This window comes from Metabacillus idriensis (genome assembly GCF_050483325.1).
In the GTDB taxonomy this organism is placed as follows: domain Bacteria; phylum Bacillota; class Bacilli; order Bacillales; family Bacillaceae; genus Bacillus_P; species Bacillus_P idriensis_A.
On the sequence record NZ_JBCMYF010000008.1, the window covers coordinates 268,627 to 286,431 of the forward strand.

Genomic DNA, 17,805 nt, shown 5'->3' on the forward strand with positions numbered 1-17,805 from the left:
ATTATTAATAATTTATAAAATTACGCATTCTTTCTTTGGTACAAGAATATGAACGCGTGCTCCTTGCTCAAACATTTTCCCCTTGTGGTGAAGATAGTCTACATGGAATGCGGACGCCTCTGTTTCTACTTCATATCTTATAACATTCCCTGTCATGGAAAGATCTTTAATGAACCCTTTAATTCCCCAGTTCTCTTGTAAATCCAAACTATCCTCATCAGCAGAAACTAATTGTAAAACTTCAGGACGAATGGCGACTTCATTCCCATTTAATTCTGTGCTGCGAACAAGTTTACGGAAAACTTCCATATTAAAAACATTATAATTTCCGATAAATTTTGCAACAAATGGATTGACTGGAGAAGTATAAATTTCTGATGGAGAACCGGATTGTACAACATGTCCTTTATTCATGACAAAAATTCGATCAGACATCGTCATGGCTTCTTCCTGATCATGAGTAACAAAGATCGTTGTAATATCTAATTCTTTCTGTATTCTCTTTAATTCTTTTTGTAAATTTTTTCTGATTTTAGCATCCAATGCGCTTAACGGTTCATCCAAAAGCAGTACTTTCGGCTCCATGACAAGCGCACGGGCAAGAGCAACCCTCTGCTGTTGCCCGCCAGATAATTGATGAGGATAAGACTCTTCTTTTCCTATTAAATCAACCATCTCTATCATCTTTTTTACTCTTGATTTAATATCTTTTACCTTCTTCATTTTAAGGCCGTAAGCAATATTATCAAAAACGCTCATATTTGGAAAAAGTGCATAAGACTGAAACACCATACCGACTTCACGCTGGCGCGGTGATAGATTAGTAATATCTTTTCCATCAATAAAGATTCTTCCTGCATCAACGCCTTCAAGCCCCGCAATGGACCGTAATAATGTACTTTTTCCGCATCCGCTTTGCCCAAGAAGTGTAGCAAATTCTCCTTTTTTTAATGTTATAGAAATGTCATTTAAAACGACTTGATTTTCATACCCCTTAGTCACTTGATCGATGGTTACGTAGCTCATTATTTTTCACCTTCTAAAGCAGTATTTTTATGACGCTGTTGTTTTTTTAAAAATGAAAGGATACGCTTCTTATTTGTCACGACAGGATTTTTTTCGTTTCTAAATGTAAGTTTTAATACAGTCCCCGTTAAAAGTAAAATCACTGTATAATAAGTAATAACAATTGCACTTGTTAAGTGACCGCTGCTGTTTAGTTTGTCAGCAAGATAAATTTGAATGGTTTCAAATCGGCCCCCGACAAGCAAATTGGCAAAAGCAAACTCACTAAATAAAAGAGCGACTGATAATAAGGTAGACACTAAAATCCCAGATATAATATTGGGAAACACCACTGTGCGAAACGCCTGAAATTTTGTAGCACCCAGTAATTCAGCTGCATCAACAAGCTGCACAGCATTAACCGTACGAAGACTGTTCCGAATACCTTGATACATAAATGGCAGAATGGTTATGAAATAAGCACCAATTAAAATCCAAGGTGTTCCGGCAATTTGAATTGGTCCATCTGAATATACCTTGATTAATCCAACAGCTCCAACAATGGGAGGAATTCCATATGGAAGCATAGCTGCTGCCTGCAGCAATCCTTCCCATTTACTGAAATATACGGTGATGATAAAAATAGTCGGAATCATAATTACAACACTAAGACCGACAGACATGAAAATTAAAAACAGCGTTCGTCGAAAAGCATCATAAAACCGTTCATCTTGAAATAATTCAATATACCATTTCATTGTATAACTCTCAGGCAAAATGGTATGATCCCACTTACCGGCAATCGAGAATAAAAATGTTCCTACTAGCGGAATTAATAAATACATAACTAGTAATCCAACCATCACTTTATGAAAAGTCAATGAAGATTTCATCGTAGATCCCTCCTAATGCGACGCATCATTCGTTCATTGAACCACATCGCTACTATCATGGTCGCTGCCAGAAGAACTCCCAATGCACTGCCTAGCTGAGGCTTTAATGCAACATCACTAGCAACTAGAGAGGCAATTTGCAATGACAATAAGTTATAGTTGCTGCCGACTAATGCATAGGCTGTAGCGTATGCTCCCATCGCATTAGCAAACAAAATACTGAATGTACCTACAATACTAGGCAAAAGAACTGGAATCCCAATGTGAAGCCAAAATGAAAATGTTGACCCTCCTAATAATGATGAGGCTTCTTTCCATTGTTTCTTAATTCCTTGATAAGACGGGTAAATGAGCATAACAGCAAGCGGAATTTGAAAATAAATATAAACAAGAATGAGGCCCGTCCATGAATATAAATTAAAATCTGCAAACACATCCCAGCCAATCATAGAAAAAAGCAGCGTAAACAATCCATTGTTTCCAAGTAAAATAATATATGAAAATGAAAGGGGAATCCCCTCAAAGTTCGAAGTCATGTTGGCAATCATCAGCAGGCGATTTTGTGTTTTTTGTGAGAACTTCGTAAACGAATAGGCAGCAACGACTGCTATAATCACAGAAGTCACAGCAGAAACTAAGGAAATGACAAGGCTATTTTGAATGGCTTGTAAGTAAAATTTACTTTTAAATATGGTAATGTATTGATTAATCGTAACTTGAATTCCATCGTCTGCATAAAAACTATTTTTAATCATTGCCACTAATGGTCCTATTTCAAATCCAATCACAAACAAAATAAATGGCAGTAAAAGAGCTAATAAGTAAATTTTTTGTTTTTTTATTTTTGGCAAGACTTCTCGCTCCCTTTTGTTCTCTAACAATTTGGGAATTGGTTTAACAGTACGTTCATTAAACCAATCCCAGTTAACCTTCATTCTTCATTTTAAAGTTGAATAGTGTATCTTTTTTAAAGAGTTATTTTTCCTCTCAGACCAGGAAATTGATAGGAAATCATTTTATTGGACGGCTTAATATTTAAAAGTTCACAAACGAGCGGTGCAAAAGCTAATTGCGGAATCACTTCACTGTAAACGCCAGGCTCAACTTTTGGACTGATGATAAAGAGCGGTACATCACGCTCACCATCAGTTATGCCGCCATGGTTGCCATATTCACTCATGCCATGATCAGACGTAATTAAAATGTGGTAACCTTCTTTGATCCAAATTGGCAAAAGCTGTGCCAACAAGCTTCCCATTTTTAAGATTTGTTCACGATATTCTTTCGATTCTGAACCGAAAATTTCTCCTTTTACATCTACGCCGAGCGGATGGATATATAAAAAGTGCGGGTCATACTTTCTGCGCAAGGCTTCTGCATCCATTAACACATGACTGTCTGGATAGTCATCATCCCAATAAAATTTTCCATATTGAATCGGCTTAGATTCATCCTCTTGCTCGCGATCTTCAATAAAATGGAATGGCGCGCGATTATAAAGTTCGCTTACCCAGTAATACGATACCGTTCCGTTTCTTAAGCCGTTTTCTTTCGTAAGATGGAAGAGACTTTTCTCAGTAGATAAGCGAACTGCTTGATTGGACGTAATTCCGTTCACAGATGCCGGTGTACCCGTTAGTAACACTTCATATAATGGACGGGAAAGACTTGGGAGTTCCGACTTTACTTTGTAAAGTGCTGCCTGATTTGTTTCAACTAGATGTTGAATAAATCCAAGAGCCTCACATGCTTTGTCATATCTCATACCATCAACAACAATTGCTATTACTTTATTTAACATGGACTAACACCTCTTCTTGCCAAGTCTGCGGTAAATTTTTAGCCGTTTCTTCCCAGGCTTTGTAATCTTCAATTGGTTTTGCTTTTTTGTACTGTTCTTCTGGAACCATTTTTTCAGCTACTTCTTTCGGAAGTTCTACATCGCGAATTGGACGCGCAAACCCTTTAGCTAAGTTAATTTGTCCTTCATCGCTTAAGATATATTCTCTAGTTGCCATCGCGGCATGCGGATGCTTTGCATATTTGTTAATAATAGTTGCGTAGCCGCTTACGACTGAACCTTCACTTGGAATAGTGACTTCAAATTGATCGCTGTTGATTTGGTCAGCGTAACCAAGGGCATTGAAATCCCAAACAAGGGCAACTTCCACTTCCCCTTTTTCAATGTTAGCAGGCTTCGCATCAGTTAAGCTAAGGCGGCCTTGCTTGGCAAGCTTAGCAAAATAGTCAATTCCCGGTTGGAGATTTGTTTCATCACCACCGTAAGCGATAGCGGCAGCAAGAACGGCCATTTGGTTCTGTGTACCACGCTGAACATCTCCAACTGTTACCTTGTAATCTCCGTTTAATATGTCATCCCAAGATTTTGGCGGGTTATCTACTAATTCTTTATTAGTAAAGAATGCAATCGTTCCTTGGTAGCCAACAACCCAATCTCCATTGTCATCTTTTGCCCAGTCAGGTACCTCGTCCCAATAGGAAGTTTTATATGGCATCGTTATTTCTTTTTGTTCCGCGATTGGTCCAAAGGAAATCCCTACATCGCCGATATCAGCTGTTGCATTCTCTCCTTCAGATTCCATTTTGGCAATCTCTTCTGCACTGGATAAATCTGTATCATTGTGTTCCAATGTATATTTTTTTATCACTTCATTCCACGTTTCTCCCCAGTTAGCCCATGAATCAGGCATACCGACACTACTAATGGTTCCCTCTTCTTTTGCCTTTGTTTCAATTTCTTTCAGGGTTAATGAACTTGGATCCTTAACAACTGAAGCAGCCTCTTCTTTAGCAGCTCCACAAGCAGCTAATCCTAGTACACTCACTCCTAACATCACAGCTTGAATAGACTTGTAACAATTCTTCTTGAATGTGTATTTCATAAATAGTGCCTCCATTTAGTGTGGTATTTTTAATGTTTATTACTGTTTATTACGGTTTGATCATAATAAGTCAATATAAATCCCGCATTAATCCAATGTAAAGATTTCGTAAATTCCTTCTTTCATTATCCAATTCATCAGTTTTTATTTTCTTAATGAGGTCCAGGGTAGAAAATCGCGGAAATAAATAGAAGGTTACTCTAGGTTTATCAAAAACAACAAATGAATGTAAATGACTTCACAAGTGTTGGATTATAAGAGAAGTAAAAGACTCCTACATATGGTGAAATTCCAGCGAAGCTGTACCACCTGCTAAAAGGAATATAAAATTCATCGCAAAAATTTATACACATTAAAATGGAAAAAAAGTGACCATGAGTTTTGGCCACTTTTTAATTTATATATATGTTTAGATAGAACATCATTTAAGTAGAAAAATTATTGGCTATCTATTAGTAATAATTATTGCCTGAAAACAACATATTTCTGTCCCGAAAAATTTAATAATGTATAAATACCAGTCCCCAGCAGTACAGGAAACAAATCTTCCGTCATGAAAATTTGTGGAAATACTTGATAAATGAAGTCAGCTGCTGCTTTGCTGAAGGAAAATGATACAAAATAACAAACAACAATAACTAATATAAAACGGGGCAGACTTTTTTTGATGCTGGCCTGACTTGAAAAGGTGAAGGAACGATTTAAGGAATAGCTGACTGCTGCACCGATGATATTACCCATAAATGTAGAAAGCCAGTAATTCACATGTAATAGATTCAGTAAAAGGAAAATTGCTGATAAGCCTGCAGCAGTATTGATTATTCCAACAAGAATGAATTTAAGAAACAGCGGATCAAATCGAATGAAATTACTTTCTGATCTCATAGCGAAAATCATCATTCTGACTATTGTTTTTTTGTATTGGAAGATTGAATAAATCAATATCTATAATATATTTAGGACGTCTTTTTGTTTCTTTGTATATTTTTCCTATATATTCGCCTACTAATCCTGTAGCAATCATCTGCAGTCCTCCTATTACCCATATAGAGGCTATTAATGATGTCCATCCTGTTTGTGTCCGGCCCAGATATTTCATCATCAGACAATAAATTCCGAACAGAAGACTGACAAGGAAAGTAATCAAACCCATTGATAAGACGAAGCGAATCGGTGTTACTGAAAAAGATGTAATGCCATCAAAGGCAAATGACAGCATTTTGCTTAAAGGATACTTCGTATTCCCTGCGAGCCTTTCTTTCCGGTCATAATAGACCTTGGCTGATTTAAACCCTATAAGAGGAACAATGCCCCTCAAGAACAAATTAGCCTCATCAAATCCTTTCAATTCTTGTACGGCGCGTTTACTCATCAGCCGATAATCCGCATGATTGTAAATAAGCTCGACACCCAGCTTTTTCATGATTTTATAAAACCATTCCGCCGATTTGCGTTTAAAAAGAGTATCCGTTCCCCTTTTCAATCTGACTCCATACACGATTTCAAAGCCTTTTTGATAGGTGTCTATAAATTCATGAATAACTGTGATGTCATCCTGCAGATCCGCATCAATAGTGATAATACAGTCAGATCCTTCCTGGGCAGTGAACATTCCGGCAAGCAATGCATTTTGATGCCCTGCATTTCTAGATAGTTTTAATCCTGCCACTCTTTCCATATTCAGGCTTGCTTTATTGATAATTGACCAGGTAGCGTCTTTGCTGCCGTCATCAATGAACAGGACCCTGCTTTTAAATGATATTTTCTTTTCTGTTATCAAATTTTCAAGAACCTGACAGAGATTGTATATCGTATGAGGAAGAATTTCTTCTTCGTTATAACATGGAACTACAATAGTTAAAGTAGGTGCATTCATCATGTAGAGTCTCCCGTGCTAGTTTATTTGACCTTATAAAGATAAATTCTCCACGCTGATTCAGGAGAATGAAATACTTTATCTAAAACTAAATGATTCTTTTCCGGCTGCTCAATCGGCAAGCTTGAAAAAATATACTCACCCCCCATTTTTTTAAATGGTTTTGTATTTAAATCCAGATGTTCAAAAACTTTTGCTGAATCTTTAGTAAACATATATTTTTTCTCATGCTCGCTCGTGAAAAGATAACATCTTCCTCCCCACTCATCAAAATAAATCCGCAGTCTTTTATTTTTACTGAGCTCTTTTTCGATGATTTTCCGAAATTGGTATTTATACGAGAGCGGGTAAAAGTTGTTATACGTATCGAGAGTATAAAATCCATTGTATTGAGCGATGGCAGGATGAAGTCCGAGGCTTGCAACTCTATATTCCTCAACAGGCATGCCGATATGTTCTTTAATTTCAGCAAACTGTTCCTCTGCATAAAACTCTTTTACTGATGGTTTCTTATGATAGATAATTTCATCATTAAAGAGGCCAAGCACAATTACTTGAGCTAAGAGTAACGCCCCGATTACACCCTTTTTGGGGAATTCATTAAATAAAATTTTTAATCCCAGAGCGAACCCTAGATAAATTATGATAGGCCGCAAGAAGTGGAATCTTGCAAAGTTAAAGGTATCCATGAAATGAAAACGTTCCGTTAAGGGTAGCCAGCCTTTATAAAACCAAAATGCATACCAAGCTGATAAACAGAAATTTAAAATGAATAAAAGAACAAAAGGTTTTTCTGTTCTCCAAATTCTTTTTCGGAAAATTATGTATAAAGCAATCAGAGTGACAGGCAGAATAACCAAGCCGTGAACGGTCATAACATGTGTATGGCCTAATACAAAGTTCTTAAATGTCAGCCTAATGACCCTCCATAATGGCAGCCTTGCATGAAAGTACTCATCACGGCTATTTGATTCAGATGAAAATAAAAAGGAATAAATTAACCGGTATTCAACTATACAGTAGACAAAGCTCATGTATCCTATGGAGATCAAAAACGGCAGATTCCACTTCTTTTTTTTCATCAAATCAATGATCCATAAAATGCCTGCAGCCGTTAAAAAAAAGAAAAAACCTAAAACAAAACTTGAGTAAAAAGGGAGAAAAGTTAAGACTGCCACGCTGAGCCAATACCGATTTCCATTTCTGATATTTAAAAAAGCCCATAAAGCAAGCGGCATACCCAGAGTGCTGAGCATTCCCTGGGGCCAGAAAGGAGTCAGGGCAAAAGTTAAGGCTGTTCCTGCATGAATAAACTGATATTGCCTTTCTTTAAGGAAATGGTCCTTCAAGAGAAGATACATGCCCAAAAAGGCAAAAATTCTTGTGATTGATTGAGAAAATGCATAAGCAGTCATAGTCGGGAACCAATTGTACAGCCAGATTTGAAGATTCCATTCAGAACCAAGAGCATTTCTGGGCAGTCCGTTTATTATTTGCGGCAACGTTTCATTCAGCCCGCTTAAGAGGTAACCATTTTCCGTCAGCACTTTATACCAGGCAAGATTAGAATCAAGATTGTCATGAACGCGGATGTGCGCATTTTCATTTAGGATAAAAAGCGGTGCTACATATAGAGCGATGGCCAATATACATAAACAGATTAAAATGTGATCAAATTGTCTTTTTTGTTCCATATATTCACCTCGGGACTAAAGCAGGTGTGTTTCCTTTAATTTTTACTATTTCCTATTAAATATTCCATTTGGTTTTGTAACCTAATATAAGGCAGTTCCCCTAGACTGTTGTCCGCTCCGTTCCGATGCACTTATGGTTTTAAGAAAATAGTCTAAAAGCAACGATATTTGCGGAGAGAACAAAACAAAAAGACTTGCTTTTACACAAGTCTTAAAACATATGGCAGTAATAGGCCAAAACAAGCTGCACTTCTTATTACGTTATAAGCAGCTTAACAATTAGCTTGCCATTAGTTTTAGTGATGCTTCTTTTTGCATTTTTCACATTTGCAGTGATGTTTCTCTTTTTTCTTGCATTTATCACACTTACAGTGGTGCTTCTCTTTTTTCTTGCACTTATCACACTTACAATGGTGCTTCTCTTCTTTTTTCCAATCGTCACACATGCAATGGTGCTTTTCTTCTTTCTTCCAGTGATCACACTCGCAGTGGTGCTTCTCTTCTTTTTTCCAGTATTCACACCTGCAATGGTGCTTCTCTTCTTTTTTCCAGTGATCACACTTGCAATGGTGCTTCTCTTCTTTTTTCCAGTGATCACACTCGCAATGATGCTTCTCTTCTTTCTTCCAGTGGTCACACTCGCAATGGTGCTTCTCTTCTTTCTTCCACTCATCACAAACTTTAACGCATTTACAGACCCATTTATCATCGTGTTTTTTGCAATGATCACATGGACAATGTTCGCCCGAATGTTTTACACGCTTGCAGATTAAACGTATTTCAACATGCTTCTGGCACATATTTTTCACCTCTTTCATTTATCCAAACTAGAGGTACAGTCATCACTAGGTAATAAATCCATCATTGCAAGAAGACGTCTTGATCTATCAGACAAACGTATGACTAGCGCTGTCCATAGCTTCCCGATATCTCATTCAAATCTTGCAAAGAATGAAGAATGTAATCTGTGACTGATCCCTTATACTATCTTATTAAGGAATTCCATTTTCGTATGGTTAGATGAAGTGATTCATTCATCCAATTTTCAGAGTATCCTATGTAATTAGCTTATTTTCCGCGCGAAAAATGAAAGCACCCTGTTAGAGGTGCTTTTTAGTGTGATATTTATCCCAGGCGAATTTGCTGTCTTTGGAGTAATTTAAGTGTAATATCCAGGATCATTTTCTCTGATAATTCTGTAAAAGTTTCAATTTTTGCGTCTTTTTTACGGTGATCTTTTTTAATGTGCTTCTTTTCAAAATCATCTTCATATGCCATGATTTCCATGCTGAGTTTGTCAGAAAGTTCTTTAAATGTATTTCTTTTAGAAGAGCTTGAATGCTTTAATTCATTCTTATTTTTACATTCTTCACATTCGCATCCATCTTCATCGCTGCACAATTCCATGTACTCTTCAAGCGGGATTTCTAAAATGATTTCTCTTTCTTCGCAGTGCTCATCACACTTGCACTCTTCTTTTTTCATGCTGCGGTTCAGTGCTTCGTCAAATTCAATAATATCGGCCTTTACAAGCTCACAAAAAGGCAGTTCATTAAAATGTTCCGTACTGATTTGATGGAATTGAGAAATGTCAGTGGACAATAATTGGTCTTTTTCTGGAAAACCGATTCCAAGCGGCTGTGCAATAAAAAAACCGAACTCTTCTTTCGAATCACTGACAGGTCCTACAGGAGGAGTAAGAAAACGTTCAATTTCAGCAACACAATCAAACGGCACCTCAACAGTCAGTGATTTTATAGAAGATAAAACAGATCCTTTGCATTCCTCTTTGGGATTTGAGGCATATTGAATATTCTTGCGAACGAACCCGCTCAAAAACAGCTGGCCTGAGGCTGCACCCTCGCGGTTAATAAGGCGGCACTGGGTTAAGAAAACTCTTTTTTTAATTTCTTTAATTTCAAGAACTTTTTCTCCTTTAGGAAAAGTAATTTTAGCATGGACTGGAATTTGTATTTGGACTTCCTGCAGCAAGACTGGAACTTTAATAATGATACCAGTTGATGGAGCTGCAGACGGATCTACGATTGTTGCTTTACAGTGCTGCATGGATGTGGTTCTCGGAAATGGCTCAACAGACATTTAGTGATTCCTCCTTAAGTTTTTAGTGCAATTTATCATATGCAAAAGGCATTCGCCTGTTTGGACTCAAAAATTAGGTACAAGTCTATTTTTGGGTGCACACTTTTTGATTTCAACACCATACAATATGTCGTGTAATTATTTATGTACCATGTAAAAAAGACTGCCGGGAAATACCCGACAGCCAAAATCCACTATTTACTGATGTTTGCTAATTAGCCTTCGAGTTCACCAGGTGCTGGCCCTAAAGAATCAACTCTGACTTGTTGTTTTTGCAATAATTTTACAGTGAGATCTAAAACCATTTTTTCAGAAAGTCTTGTGAAAGTGCCTTCTCCGACTACGTTTGGATTGTCTGCAGCGAAAGGCATACGGTTTAATGACTCATCAAATTCAATGATATCTGCTCTGATAAGCTCGCAGAATGGAAGTTCGTTGAAAAACTCTGTGCTGATTTGGTGGAATTGAGAAAGATCCGTGCCGTCTAAGCGGTCTTTTTCAGCAAAAGTTCTGCCATTTGGAAGCTCCTGAGAGATTAAAAAGCCAAACTCATCACGCATATCTGTGAATGGCCCCACAGGTAAATTTCTAAAACCATTAATCTCAGCTACACAATCAAAAGGCACTTCTACCGTTAATGATTGAATTGGTGCTAAAATTTCACCGGCTGCATCTACTGTTGGATTTGCAGCATATTGAATGTTTTTGCGGACGAACCCACTGATAAAGAGTTTTGCTACGAAGGTTGCTGGATTTGTGCCAGGAGCAGGCGGGCGGTTAACAAGACGGCACTGAGTGACGAAAGTGCGCTTTTTGATTGTTTTAATTTCCAGCACGCGTTGGCCTGCAGGAAATGTAATTTCCGCATGCATTGGGATTTGCACAGAAACTTCCTGTAGCAATACTGGAACTTTAATAATTGGATCCGGCGATGCTGGAATTGGATTTGGTCTGACGTTTGTGGCGTCACAATGATTTGCAGATGTTGTTCTTCTGAACGGATTTACAGACATCTATTTATTCCTCCTAATATTGTTTTGGACAAAGATAAAGCGTTAAGCATAGTTGTAGTCAATGTTTGTTCGCTCTATCTTCGTCCTTGTATAGATAATGTCAAAAGTGATGTTATTGAGACGGCATTTTATTCAGATCATTCGCCTGTTTTCAGGAATTTTTAGAAAATCGCAGCCCTTTTTTCATTCCCCTGCATGCACATTTCACACCGTGGGCAATGTACCTAATTTCTTCTTTAAATTTCAATTTTCCAATCCATTCTGATTTTCACTGCATAATCTATTTTCAGAGAAACTTAAACGAAGGGGGATTATTGTGTCTTCTTATAACACTGGAAAAGAATGCTGCACCGGAGCCTGTGTCAACTGTAAATGCCGGGACATTAATAGGTTCCTTGAATCTGTGTTAACTTTAAATCATGCTTTATCTGAAGCAATCTATGAAGAGCTTATCGCAATTAAAGAAATGAAAAATGCCGTTTCGTCTGAATTTCTGATTACCTTAAAAAAGGATTTGAACAATACATTAAAACTGGCTATGAACAAAGAGGTCCTTGTACAAATGCTGCTTGAAGAAGTGAAAGATCATTGTGACATCCTTTTTTTTGACCCTGAATGCACTTGCACAGAGGAGCAAATCGATTGCTGTACAGATTTACATGAAGATGAGAAATGTCTTTATTCATATGAAGAACCGGCTAGACATGATGAGTGTGAAAAAATGGAACATGAAGTCTTAAAAGAAGAAAAGGATGAAGTGGTTAAGAGTGTGGAAGAACCTCTTAAGGAAAACAAGAAAGAAAAAAAAGAAAAGGAAGTAAAAAAACAAGATTCACCTAAAGAACTGAAAGTGGACATAAAAAAAACTGCTAAAGCAGTAGATGAAGATAAAAAAGAAAATCAAGAAGCAGAAAAAAAGGAAAAGAAAAAAGAAAAACAGGAAAAAACCGTGATGCAGGAAAAGGAAAAAGAACTCCCTGCAGAGAGAATAAAGGGAAAAGTTCCTGAAGAACCAACCTATCACGATTCGTATAAATATGAAGATGATGATGAGGAAGAAGAAACTTTCATTATTATTCGTTCCAAAGGGAGAAGATAAGCTAAATGACAATTAAAATAAGCCTCTTTAATTAGAGGCCATCACATTGATTATTCATTGATTTCAATAAAATATGGATTGCCGCCTAAATTTTTTCTAATTTCATCTGTGATTTTCAAGGGTTCGGATGATGTCTGCTGATGCTCACCCTCTGTTTGAACACTTCCGTCATAGTGCAAAGGCTTTTGCTCCATCTATATGTTCACCTCCCAATCCATATTAAGTATATTATACTAATTTTTAGGTAATATTTCCTTATAAATATTTCTTTTTTACCAATTTTTTCTCAAAAAAAACATTCTATTACTAAATAGAATGCCCCTCCTTTTAACCATTTATTACGGAGTCATTGAATTTGATGGCGTTTGCTGACTTCTTTGCCTTACATTTTTAATATTTATCCTAATCAGAATTGAAATAACCATTGCTGCTGTAAAAGCACCACCGAAGATAGACAGGGTCAAGGAGTAGCTGTCAGTCGTTTCTCTGATCCAAGAAACAAGAAGCGGTCCTGCAAGCCCGGCAGCTGCCCATGCAGTCAAAATGTATCCGTGAATAGCACCCAGCTGTTTTGTGCCGAAGAGATCGCCGATATATGCTGGTATGGAAGCGAATCCTCCCCCGTAACAGGTTAGAATTAAAAAGATGAGCGCCTGAAAGAGGATGGCGTTTGTTATACTTGGAAGCATAAAAAAAGCAGCTGTTTGAATGACAAAGAATGCTGTGTAAACATTTGGACGGCCAATATAATCAGATACAGATGCCCAGCCGATTCGCCCAAATCCATTAAATAATCCCATGATTCCTACCATCGCTGCGGCTGCAGCTGCGCTTAATCCGGCAATGTCCTGAGCCATCGGGGATGCTACGGATATAATCGCAATTCCGCAAGTAACATTAATAAAAAGCATGGTCCACAATGCCCAAAACCGGAGCGTTTTGACGGCTTCGTTTGCTGTAAGCTGGGATAAATCACTCTTTATCGTTTCAGCCTGCTGCTGATTCTCTTTCATATTTGCAGGCATCCATCCTGCAGGCGGTGGGGCAAGATAAAGGGATGAAGAAATCATGATCAAAAAATAGACGGTCCCAAGGATATAAAAAGTCTTATCTATTCCAACACTTGCTATGAGCGATGCTATTACAGGGCTTGCAATTAATGATGCGAACCCAAAGCCCATGATGGCAAGTCCGGTCGCAAGTCCTCTTCTATCAGGAAACCATTTAACTAACGAGGATACAGGAGTAATATATCCAATGCCAAGCCCAATTCCTCCAAGAGCTCCGTAAAAAAAATACAAAAGAAATAAAGATCCGATGCTCTCAGCATAACCTGCTCCTATTAACCCTGCTGCAAAACATACTGTTGAGAGCAGACCGGAAGCTCTGGGACCATACTTTTCCACAAAGTGTCCCATAAATGCTGCAGATAACCCCAAAAACAGAATCGCAATACTGAAAGTAAGCGAGATTTCGCTTAAACCCCACTCGTGTTCGTCTCTAAGGGGATTGGTAAAAACACTCCAAGAATAAACCGAGCCGATTGAAATGTGGATTCCAACCGCTGCAGTTGCAATCAGCCAGCGATTTTTTGTTTTCGTCATTTATTTCTCCTCTTTTCTAAGCATTTGGGTAAAGGCAGGCAACCTGTTTTGCCTGCCTTCATGGCCTTATTCCAGAGTTTCGTTTTTATGACGCACTTGATTTTCTTTACTTTGAGCTGTTTTTTCAATATGTTCCGTTTCCTGTCCCATACCTTTCAGGAAACTGATCAGCAGCGTGACGGCCCGGTTTACTTCAGGATCTTTCAGCGAGCGCGCAAGGTCAAAGTAGCTCGTTTTTTCAGCCGGATCTTTATTTTCAGCCACTCTGGCAACTCCTGCATTCACTTTTAATAAAAAGGGTTCCAGCTGTTTGACATTGATCATGCCAAGCACCCCTGTCATCAACAGCAAATTTTTCAAACTGTTTGTCGTTTCTTTTTTATCTACTGTTTTCACAAGAATGTCCATCACTTTGTCGCCTTGTCCGAACAATCCCTTTAATAAGGGCAAAACCCCTCTGTCCTGCATGTGCTGTAAAATCTCAAGTGTATCAATTATGGCTTCTTTATGGCTGATCAGTGCATCTTCCACTTCTCTTAAATCTTCTTTTCGCTTATCTTCTTCTGTTTTTTCTATCCGGTTAATCGTTTTAGTTGCTTTTGCCACGCTTATTTCCCTCCTTTTTTACGAGGTCGCCCGGGAATACATAGTCTTTGCGCTGCCATTTTCTTTCTACTTCAACACCTCTTTGAGGATTTGGATTTCCATACCGGAAATTTGTTTTTGGCAATGGATTGACACCCTCGACCTCCAGCACCTCAAGCCTGGCCTTTACTTCTTTATATGCAGGGGTATCTGTATCTTTGTCAGCGAAACTGCTTGTGATTAGATTGATGGCTGATTCTCCAGAATCATTCATGGGCAGGTACACTTCTTTTCCTTTGACGCGGCTTGTAATCAGACATTGCACTTTAACTTTTCCATAAGGGGATATCAGCCTGACAAGAGAGCCGTCTTTTATCCCTCGTTCTTCGGCAAGCTCAGGTGATACTTCAAGGAATGTATTGGGTGTTTTTGAAGTAATGCCCTTTGATTTATAGGTCATATTGCCTTCATGAAAATGTTCGAGCAGCCTTCCGTTATTCACGTGAATATCATATTCCGCATCAAATTGGAGCGGTTTTGTCCAATCAACTGGAAATAGGCGCGCCTTGCCGTCTGGAAAAGGAAATTCATCCAGGAAAAGAACGGATGTATCTGTTCCATCGGCTGCTACTGGCCACAAAAGACTCTTATATCCATCCAGCCGCTCATAGTTTACTCCCGCAAAAAGAGGGGCAAGTATTGCTGCTTCTGCCATGATCTCGCTTGGATGAGTATAGTCCCATCCAGCTCCAAGCTTATTTGCAATCTCCATAATGATTTTCCAGTCCGGCTTTGAGTCACCCAAAGGTTCAAGGACCTGATATAAACGCTGAATTCTGCGTTCTGTATTCGTAAATGTGCCCTCTTTTTCTAGACTTGGACTTGCAGGAAGCACAACATCTGCATATTCTGCGGTCTTTGATAAGAAGAGATCCTGAACGACGAAAAAGTCTAATTTTTCATAAGCTGCATGGACGTAGTTGATATTGGAATCAACGATGCCCATTTCTTCTCCTTTCAAATACATCGCTTTTACGTTTCCGGCGTGAATCCCTGCTACCATTTCGTGGTTGTTTAATCCCGGGTGTTCAGGAAGTGTAACCCCCCACCCTTTTTCATATTTAGCGCGTACTGCAGGATCTGTGATTTTTTCATAGGAAGGGAGCCTGTCAGGCATGCTGCCGAAATCACTTGCCCCCTGCACATTGTTGTGGCCTCTTAAAGGATAGGAGCCTGTACCTTCCCGGCCATAATTTCCTGTGATTAAAAGCAGATTTGAAATAGCAGTACTCGTGTCGCTTCCGCCTGAATGCTGAGTGACGCCCATTGCCCATAGAACAACTGTGCTTTTCGCTTCATGGATCATATCAGCTATTTTGATCAGCTCGTTTTTGGAGATGCCAGTCGTTTCTTCGGCATATTCCAGCGTGAATTTCTCTAAATTCTCCTTATACTCCTCAAATCCGTTTACTCTGTTCTTTATAAATTCCATGTCTGCCCAGCCCTGGCTGATGATATAGTTGGTTACGGCAGACAGCCAGACAATGTCTGTTCCTGATTCAGGCTGAATAAATAAGTCAGAGCGCTCGGCCATTTCGTGTTTTCTGAGGTCGGCGACAATCAGCTTTTGTTCATGAAGTTTATGAGCCCGCTTCACTCTGGTAGATAAAACAGGATGCGATTCTGATGTGTTTGAACCGATTATCAAGACAAGCTCAGACAGTTCAATATCCTTTATTGTGCCTGAATCGCCGCCGTAGCCGACTGTCCGGAATAATCCCATTGTTGCAGGTGTCTGACAGTATCTTGAACAATTATCAATGTTATTTGTTCCGATTACGGATCTTGCAAGCTTCTGCATTAAATAGGATTCCTCATTTGTGCATTTTGAAGAGCTGATAAAAGTGAGTGCGTCAGGACCATGTTCGTTTTTAATTTGAGAAAACTTTCTTTCAATAAGGGATAACGCCTCATCCCATTCAGCTTCACGGAAAGCATCGCCTTCCCTGATCAGCGGCTTCGTCAGGCGTTCTTCACTATTGACATAATCCCATCCGAATTTGCCTTTTACACACGTTGAAATTCCGTTTGCAGGAGCTTCAGCCTGAGGTTCAACTTTTAAGATTTCTCTCCCCTTTGTCCATATATCAAAGCTGCAGCCGACACCGCAATATGTACAGACAGTTTTTGTCTTCTTGATTCTCTCGTCCCGCATAGCTGATTCCATGTCAGATATAGCAAGGATTGAACCGTAGCCGGTCTCCACATTTTTGGTAATCTCAATCATCGGACGAAGGGTTTGTTTTGAAATGCCAGTTAAATAACCTGCTTCCCCCTCCATTCCTTTTTCCATCATCGCATTGCATGGGCAAACTGTTGAACAATGTCCGCAGGAAACGCATGAAGATTCATTAATCGCTACATCGCTGTCCCAGATCACACGGGGACGGTCCCGTTCCCAATCAATGGATAGAGTCTCTGTCACCTGCACATTCTGGCATGCTTCTACGCATCTGCCGCAAAGAATGCATTGATCCGGATCATAGCGGTAAAAAGGATTAGATTGGTCTATTTCATAGGGCTTTGGAGCAAAAGGAATACTTTGATGATTGATTTTCATTTCTTTCACTGTATTGTGTATGTCGCAGCCGCCATTATTATAATCACAAACCGTACAATATAGCTCATGATTGTGCAGAATCCGGTCCATGCCAATGAGCTGGGCCTCTTTTACTTCGTCTGAATGAGAATCAATGACATCGCCGTTCCTGACCTCTGCCTTGCAGGCCCTCACAAATTCACCGTTTACTTTAATGATGCAAGTATCACACGTTTCAATTGCACCGAGGCTTGGATGATAGCAAACGCTTGGCACTTCAAGGTTTTGGGCGGCAAGAAGTTGAAGGGCTGTCTGATTTTCTTCTGCTATTACTTCAGCTCCGTTAATTTTCACGTTAAACCTGTCTGCCAAAAAGACCTCCCCTTTCAAGAATAGTTATAATGTTCAATCAATTTTCAATACAGCATTGTATT

At 38.8% G+C, this 17,805-nt stretch carries 16 protein-coding genes; 1 reads left to right on the forward strand and 15 read right to left on the reverse strand.

From position 1 onward, the window contains the following. Positions 1 to 12: 12 nt before the first annotated feature. The 11 genes from ABEQ24_RS06210 to ABEQ24_RS06260 all read right to left on the reverse strand — a co-directional run bounded on the left by ABEQ24_RS06210 (position 13) and on the right by ABEQ24_RS06260 (position 11,484). A complete protein-coding gene (locus ABEQ24_RS06210) occupies positions 13 to 1,026 on the reverse strand; it encodes an ABC transporter ATP-binding protein (protein WP_430005948.1) in 1,014 nt (337 codons plus the stop codon). After that, entirely contained in the window at positions 1,026 to 1,898 is an 873-nt protein-coding gene (locus ABEQ24_RS06215; RefSeq protein WP_430005949.1) for an ABC transporter permease, read from the reverse strand. Before ABEQ24_RS06215 ends, ABEQ24_RS06210 begins: the two co-directional genes overlap by 1 nt. Continuing rightward, entirely contained in the window at positions 1,895 to 2,749 is an 855-nt protein-coding gene (locus ABEQ24_RS06220; RefSeq protein ID WP_430005950.1) for an ABC transporter permease, read from the reverse strand. The genes ABEQ24_RS06215 and ABEQ24_RS06220 overlap by 4 nt, the downstream gene beginning before the upstream one ends. Before the next feature lie 116 nt (positions 2,750 to 2,865). Next, on the reverse strand, positions 2,866 to 3,699 hold the full coding sequence (locus ABEQ24_RS06225) for an alkaline phosphatase family protein (RefSeq protein WP_430005951.1): 834 nt from the start codon (positions 3,697 to 3,699) through the stop codon (positions 2,866 to 2,868). Then, on the reverse strand, positions 3,689 to 4,801 hold the full coding sequence (locus ABEQ24_RS06230) for an ABC transporter substrate-binding protein (RefSeq protein ID WP_430005952.1): 1,113 nt from the start codon (positions 4,799 to 4,801) through the stop codon (positions 3,689 to 3,691). The genes ABEQ24_RS06225 and ABEQ24_RS06230 overlap by 11 nt, the downstream gene beginning before the upstream one ends. Before the next feature lie 462 nt (positions 4,802 to 5,263). After that, complete coding sequence (locus tag ABEQ24_RS06235; RefSeq protein ID WP_430005953.1) at positions 5,264 to 5,686, reverse strand: GtrA family protein; 423 nt, start codon at positions 5,684 to 5,686, stop codon at positions 5,264 to 5,266. After that, positions 5,670 to 6,677 carry a glycosyltransferase family 2 protein gene (locus tag ABEQ24_RS06240; protein ID WP_430005992.1) on the reverse strand — a complete coding sequence of 336 codons (1,008 nt, stop codon included), beginning with the start codon at positions 6,675 to 6,677 and terminating at the stop codon, positions 5,670 to 5,672. The genes ABEQ24_RS06235 and ABEQ24_RS06240 overlap by 17 nt, the downstream gene beginning before the upstream one ends. A gap of 23 nt (positions 6,678 to 6,700) precedes the next feature. Then, positions 6,701 to 8,371 carry a DUF6044 family protein gene (locus tag ABEQ24_RS06245; RefSeq protein WP_430005954.1) on the reverse strand — a complete coding sequence of 557 codons (1,671 nt, stop codon included), beginning with the start codon at positions 8,369 to 8,371 and terminating at the stop codon, positions 6,701 to 6,703. A gap of 256 nt (positions 8,372 to 8,627) precedes the next feature. Then, positions 8,628 to 9,101: a hypothetical protein gene (locus tag ABEQ24_RS06250; protein WP_430005955.1), complete on the reverse strand. Its 474-nt coding sequence runs from the start codon at positions 9,099 to 9,101 to the stop codon at positions 8,628 to 8,630. A 395-nt stretch (positions 9,102 to 9,496) separates the two neighbouring features. Continuing rightward, entirely contained in the window at positions 9,497 to 10,471 is a 975-nt protein-coding gene (locus tag ABEQ24_RS06255; protein WP_430005956.1) for a CsxC family protein, read from the reverse strand. A 215-nt stretch (positions 10,472 to 10,686) separates the two neighbouring features. Continuing rightward, positions 10,687 to 11,484, reverse strand: coding sequence for a CsxC family protein (locus ABEQ24_RS06260; protein ID WP_430005957.1), 798 nt, complete (start codon positions 11,482 to 11,484; stop codon positions 10,687 to 10,689). Positions 11,485 to 11,800: 316 nt separating this feature from the next. Here ABEQ24_RS06260 and ABEQ24_RS06265 point away from each other — a divergent pair, with 316 nt between their 5' ends. Beyond that, a complete protein-coding gene (locus ABEQ24_RS06265) occupies positions 11,801 to 12,583 on the forward strand; it encodes a hypothetical protein (RefSeq protein WP_430005958.1) in 783 nt (260 codons plus the stop codon). 50 nt (positions 12,584 to 12,633) lie between these two features. On the opposite strand, the gene ABEQ24_RS06270 is transcribed toward ABEQ24_RS06265, so the two are convergent. The 4 genes from ABEQ24_RS06270 to fdhF form a co-directional block, all read right to left on the reverse strand. Beyond that, complete coding sequence (locus ABEQ24_RS06270; protein ID WP_430005959.1) at positions 12,634 to 12,777, reverse strand: hypothetical protein; 144 nt, start codon at positions 12,775 to 12,777, stop codon at positions 12,634 to 12,636. A 144-nt stretch (positions 12,778 to 12,921) separates the two neighbouring features. Beyond that, positions 12,922 to 14,187 (reverse strand): L-lactate MFS transporter, encoded by a 1,266-nt coding sequence (locus ABEQ24_RS06275; RefSeq protein WP_430005960.1) that lies wholly within the window; start codon positions 14,185 to 14,187, stop codon positions 12,922 to 12,924. Between the two features lie 66 nt (positions 14,188 to 14,253). After that, positions 14,254 to 14,793: a DUF1641 domain-containing protein gene (locus ABEQ24_RS06280; protein ID WP_430005961.1), complete on the reverse strand. Its 540-nt coding sequence runs from the start codon at positions 14,791 to 14,793 to the stop codon at positions 14,254 to 14,256. Then, complete coding sequence (gene fdhF / locus ABEQ24_RS06285; protein WP_430005962.1) at positions 14,777 to 17,743, reverse strand: formate dehydrogenase subunit alpha; 2,967 nt, start codon at positions 17,741 to 17,743, stop codon at positions 14,777 to 14,779. The genes ABEQ24_RS06280 and fdhF overlap by 17 nt, the downstream gene beginning before the upstream one ends. Between the last annotated feature and the right edge of the window lie 62 nt (positions 17,744 to 17,805).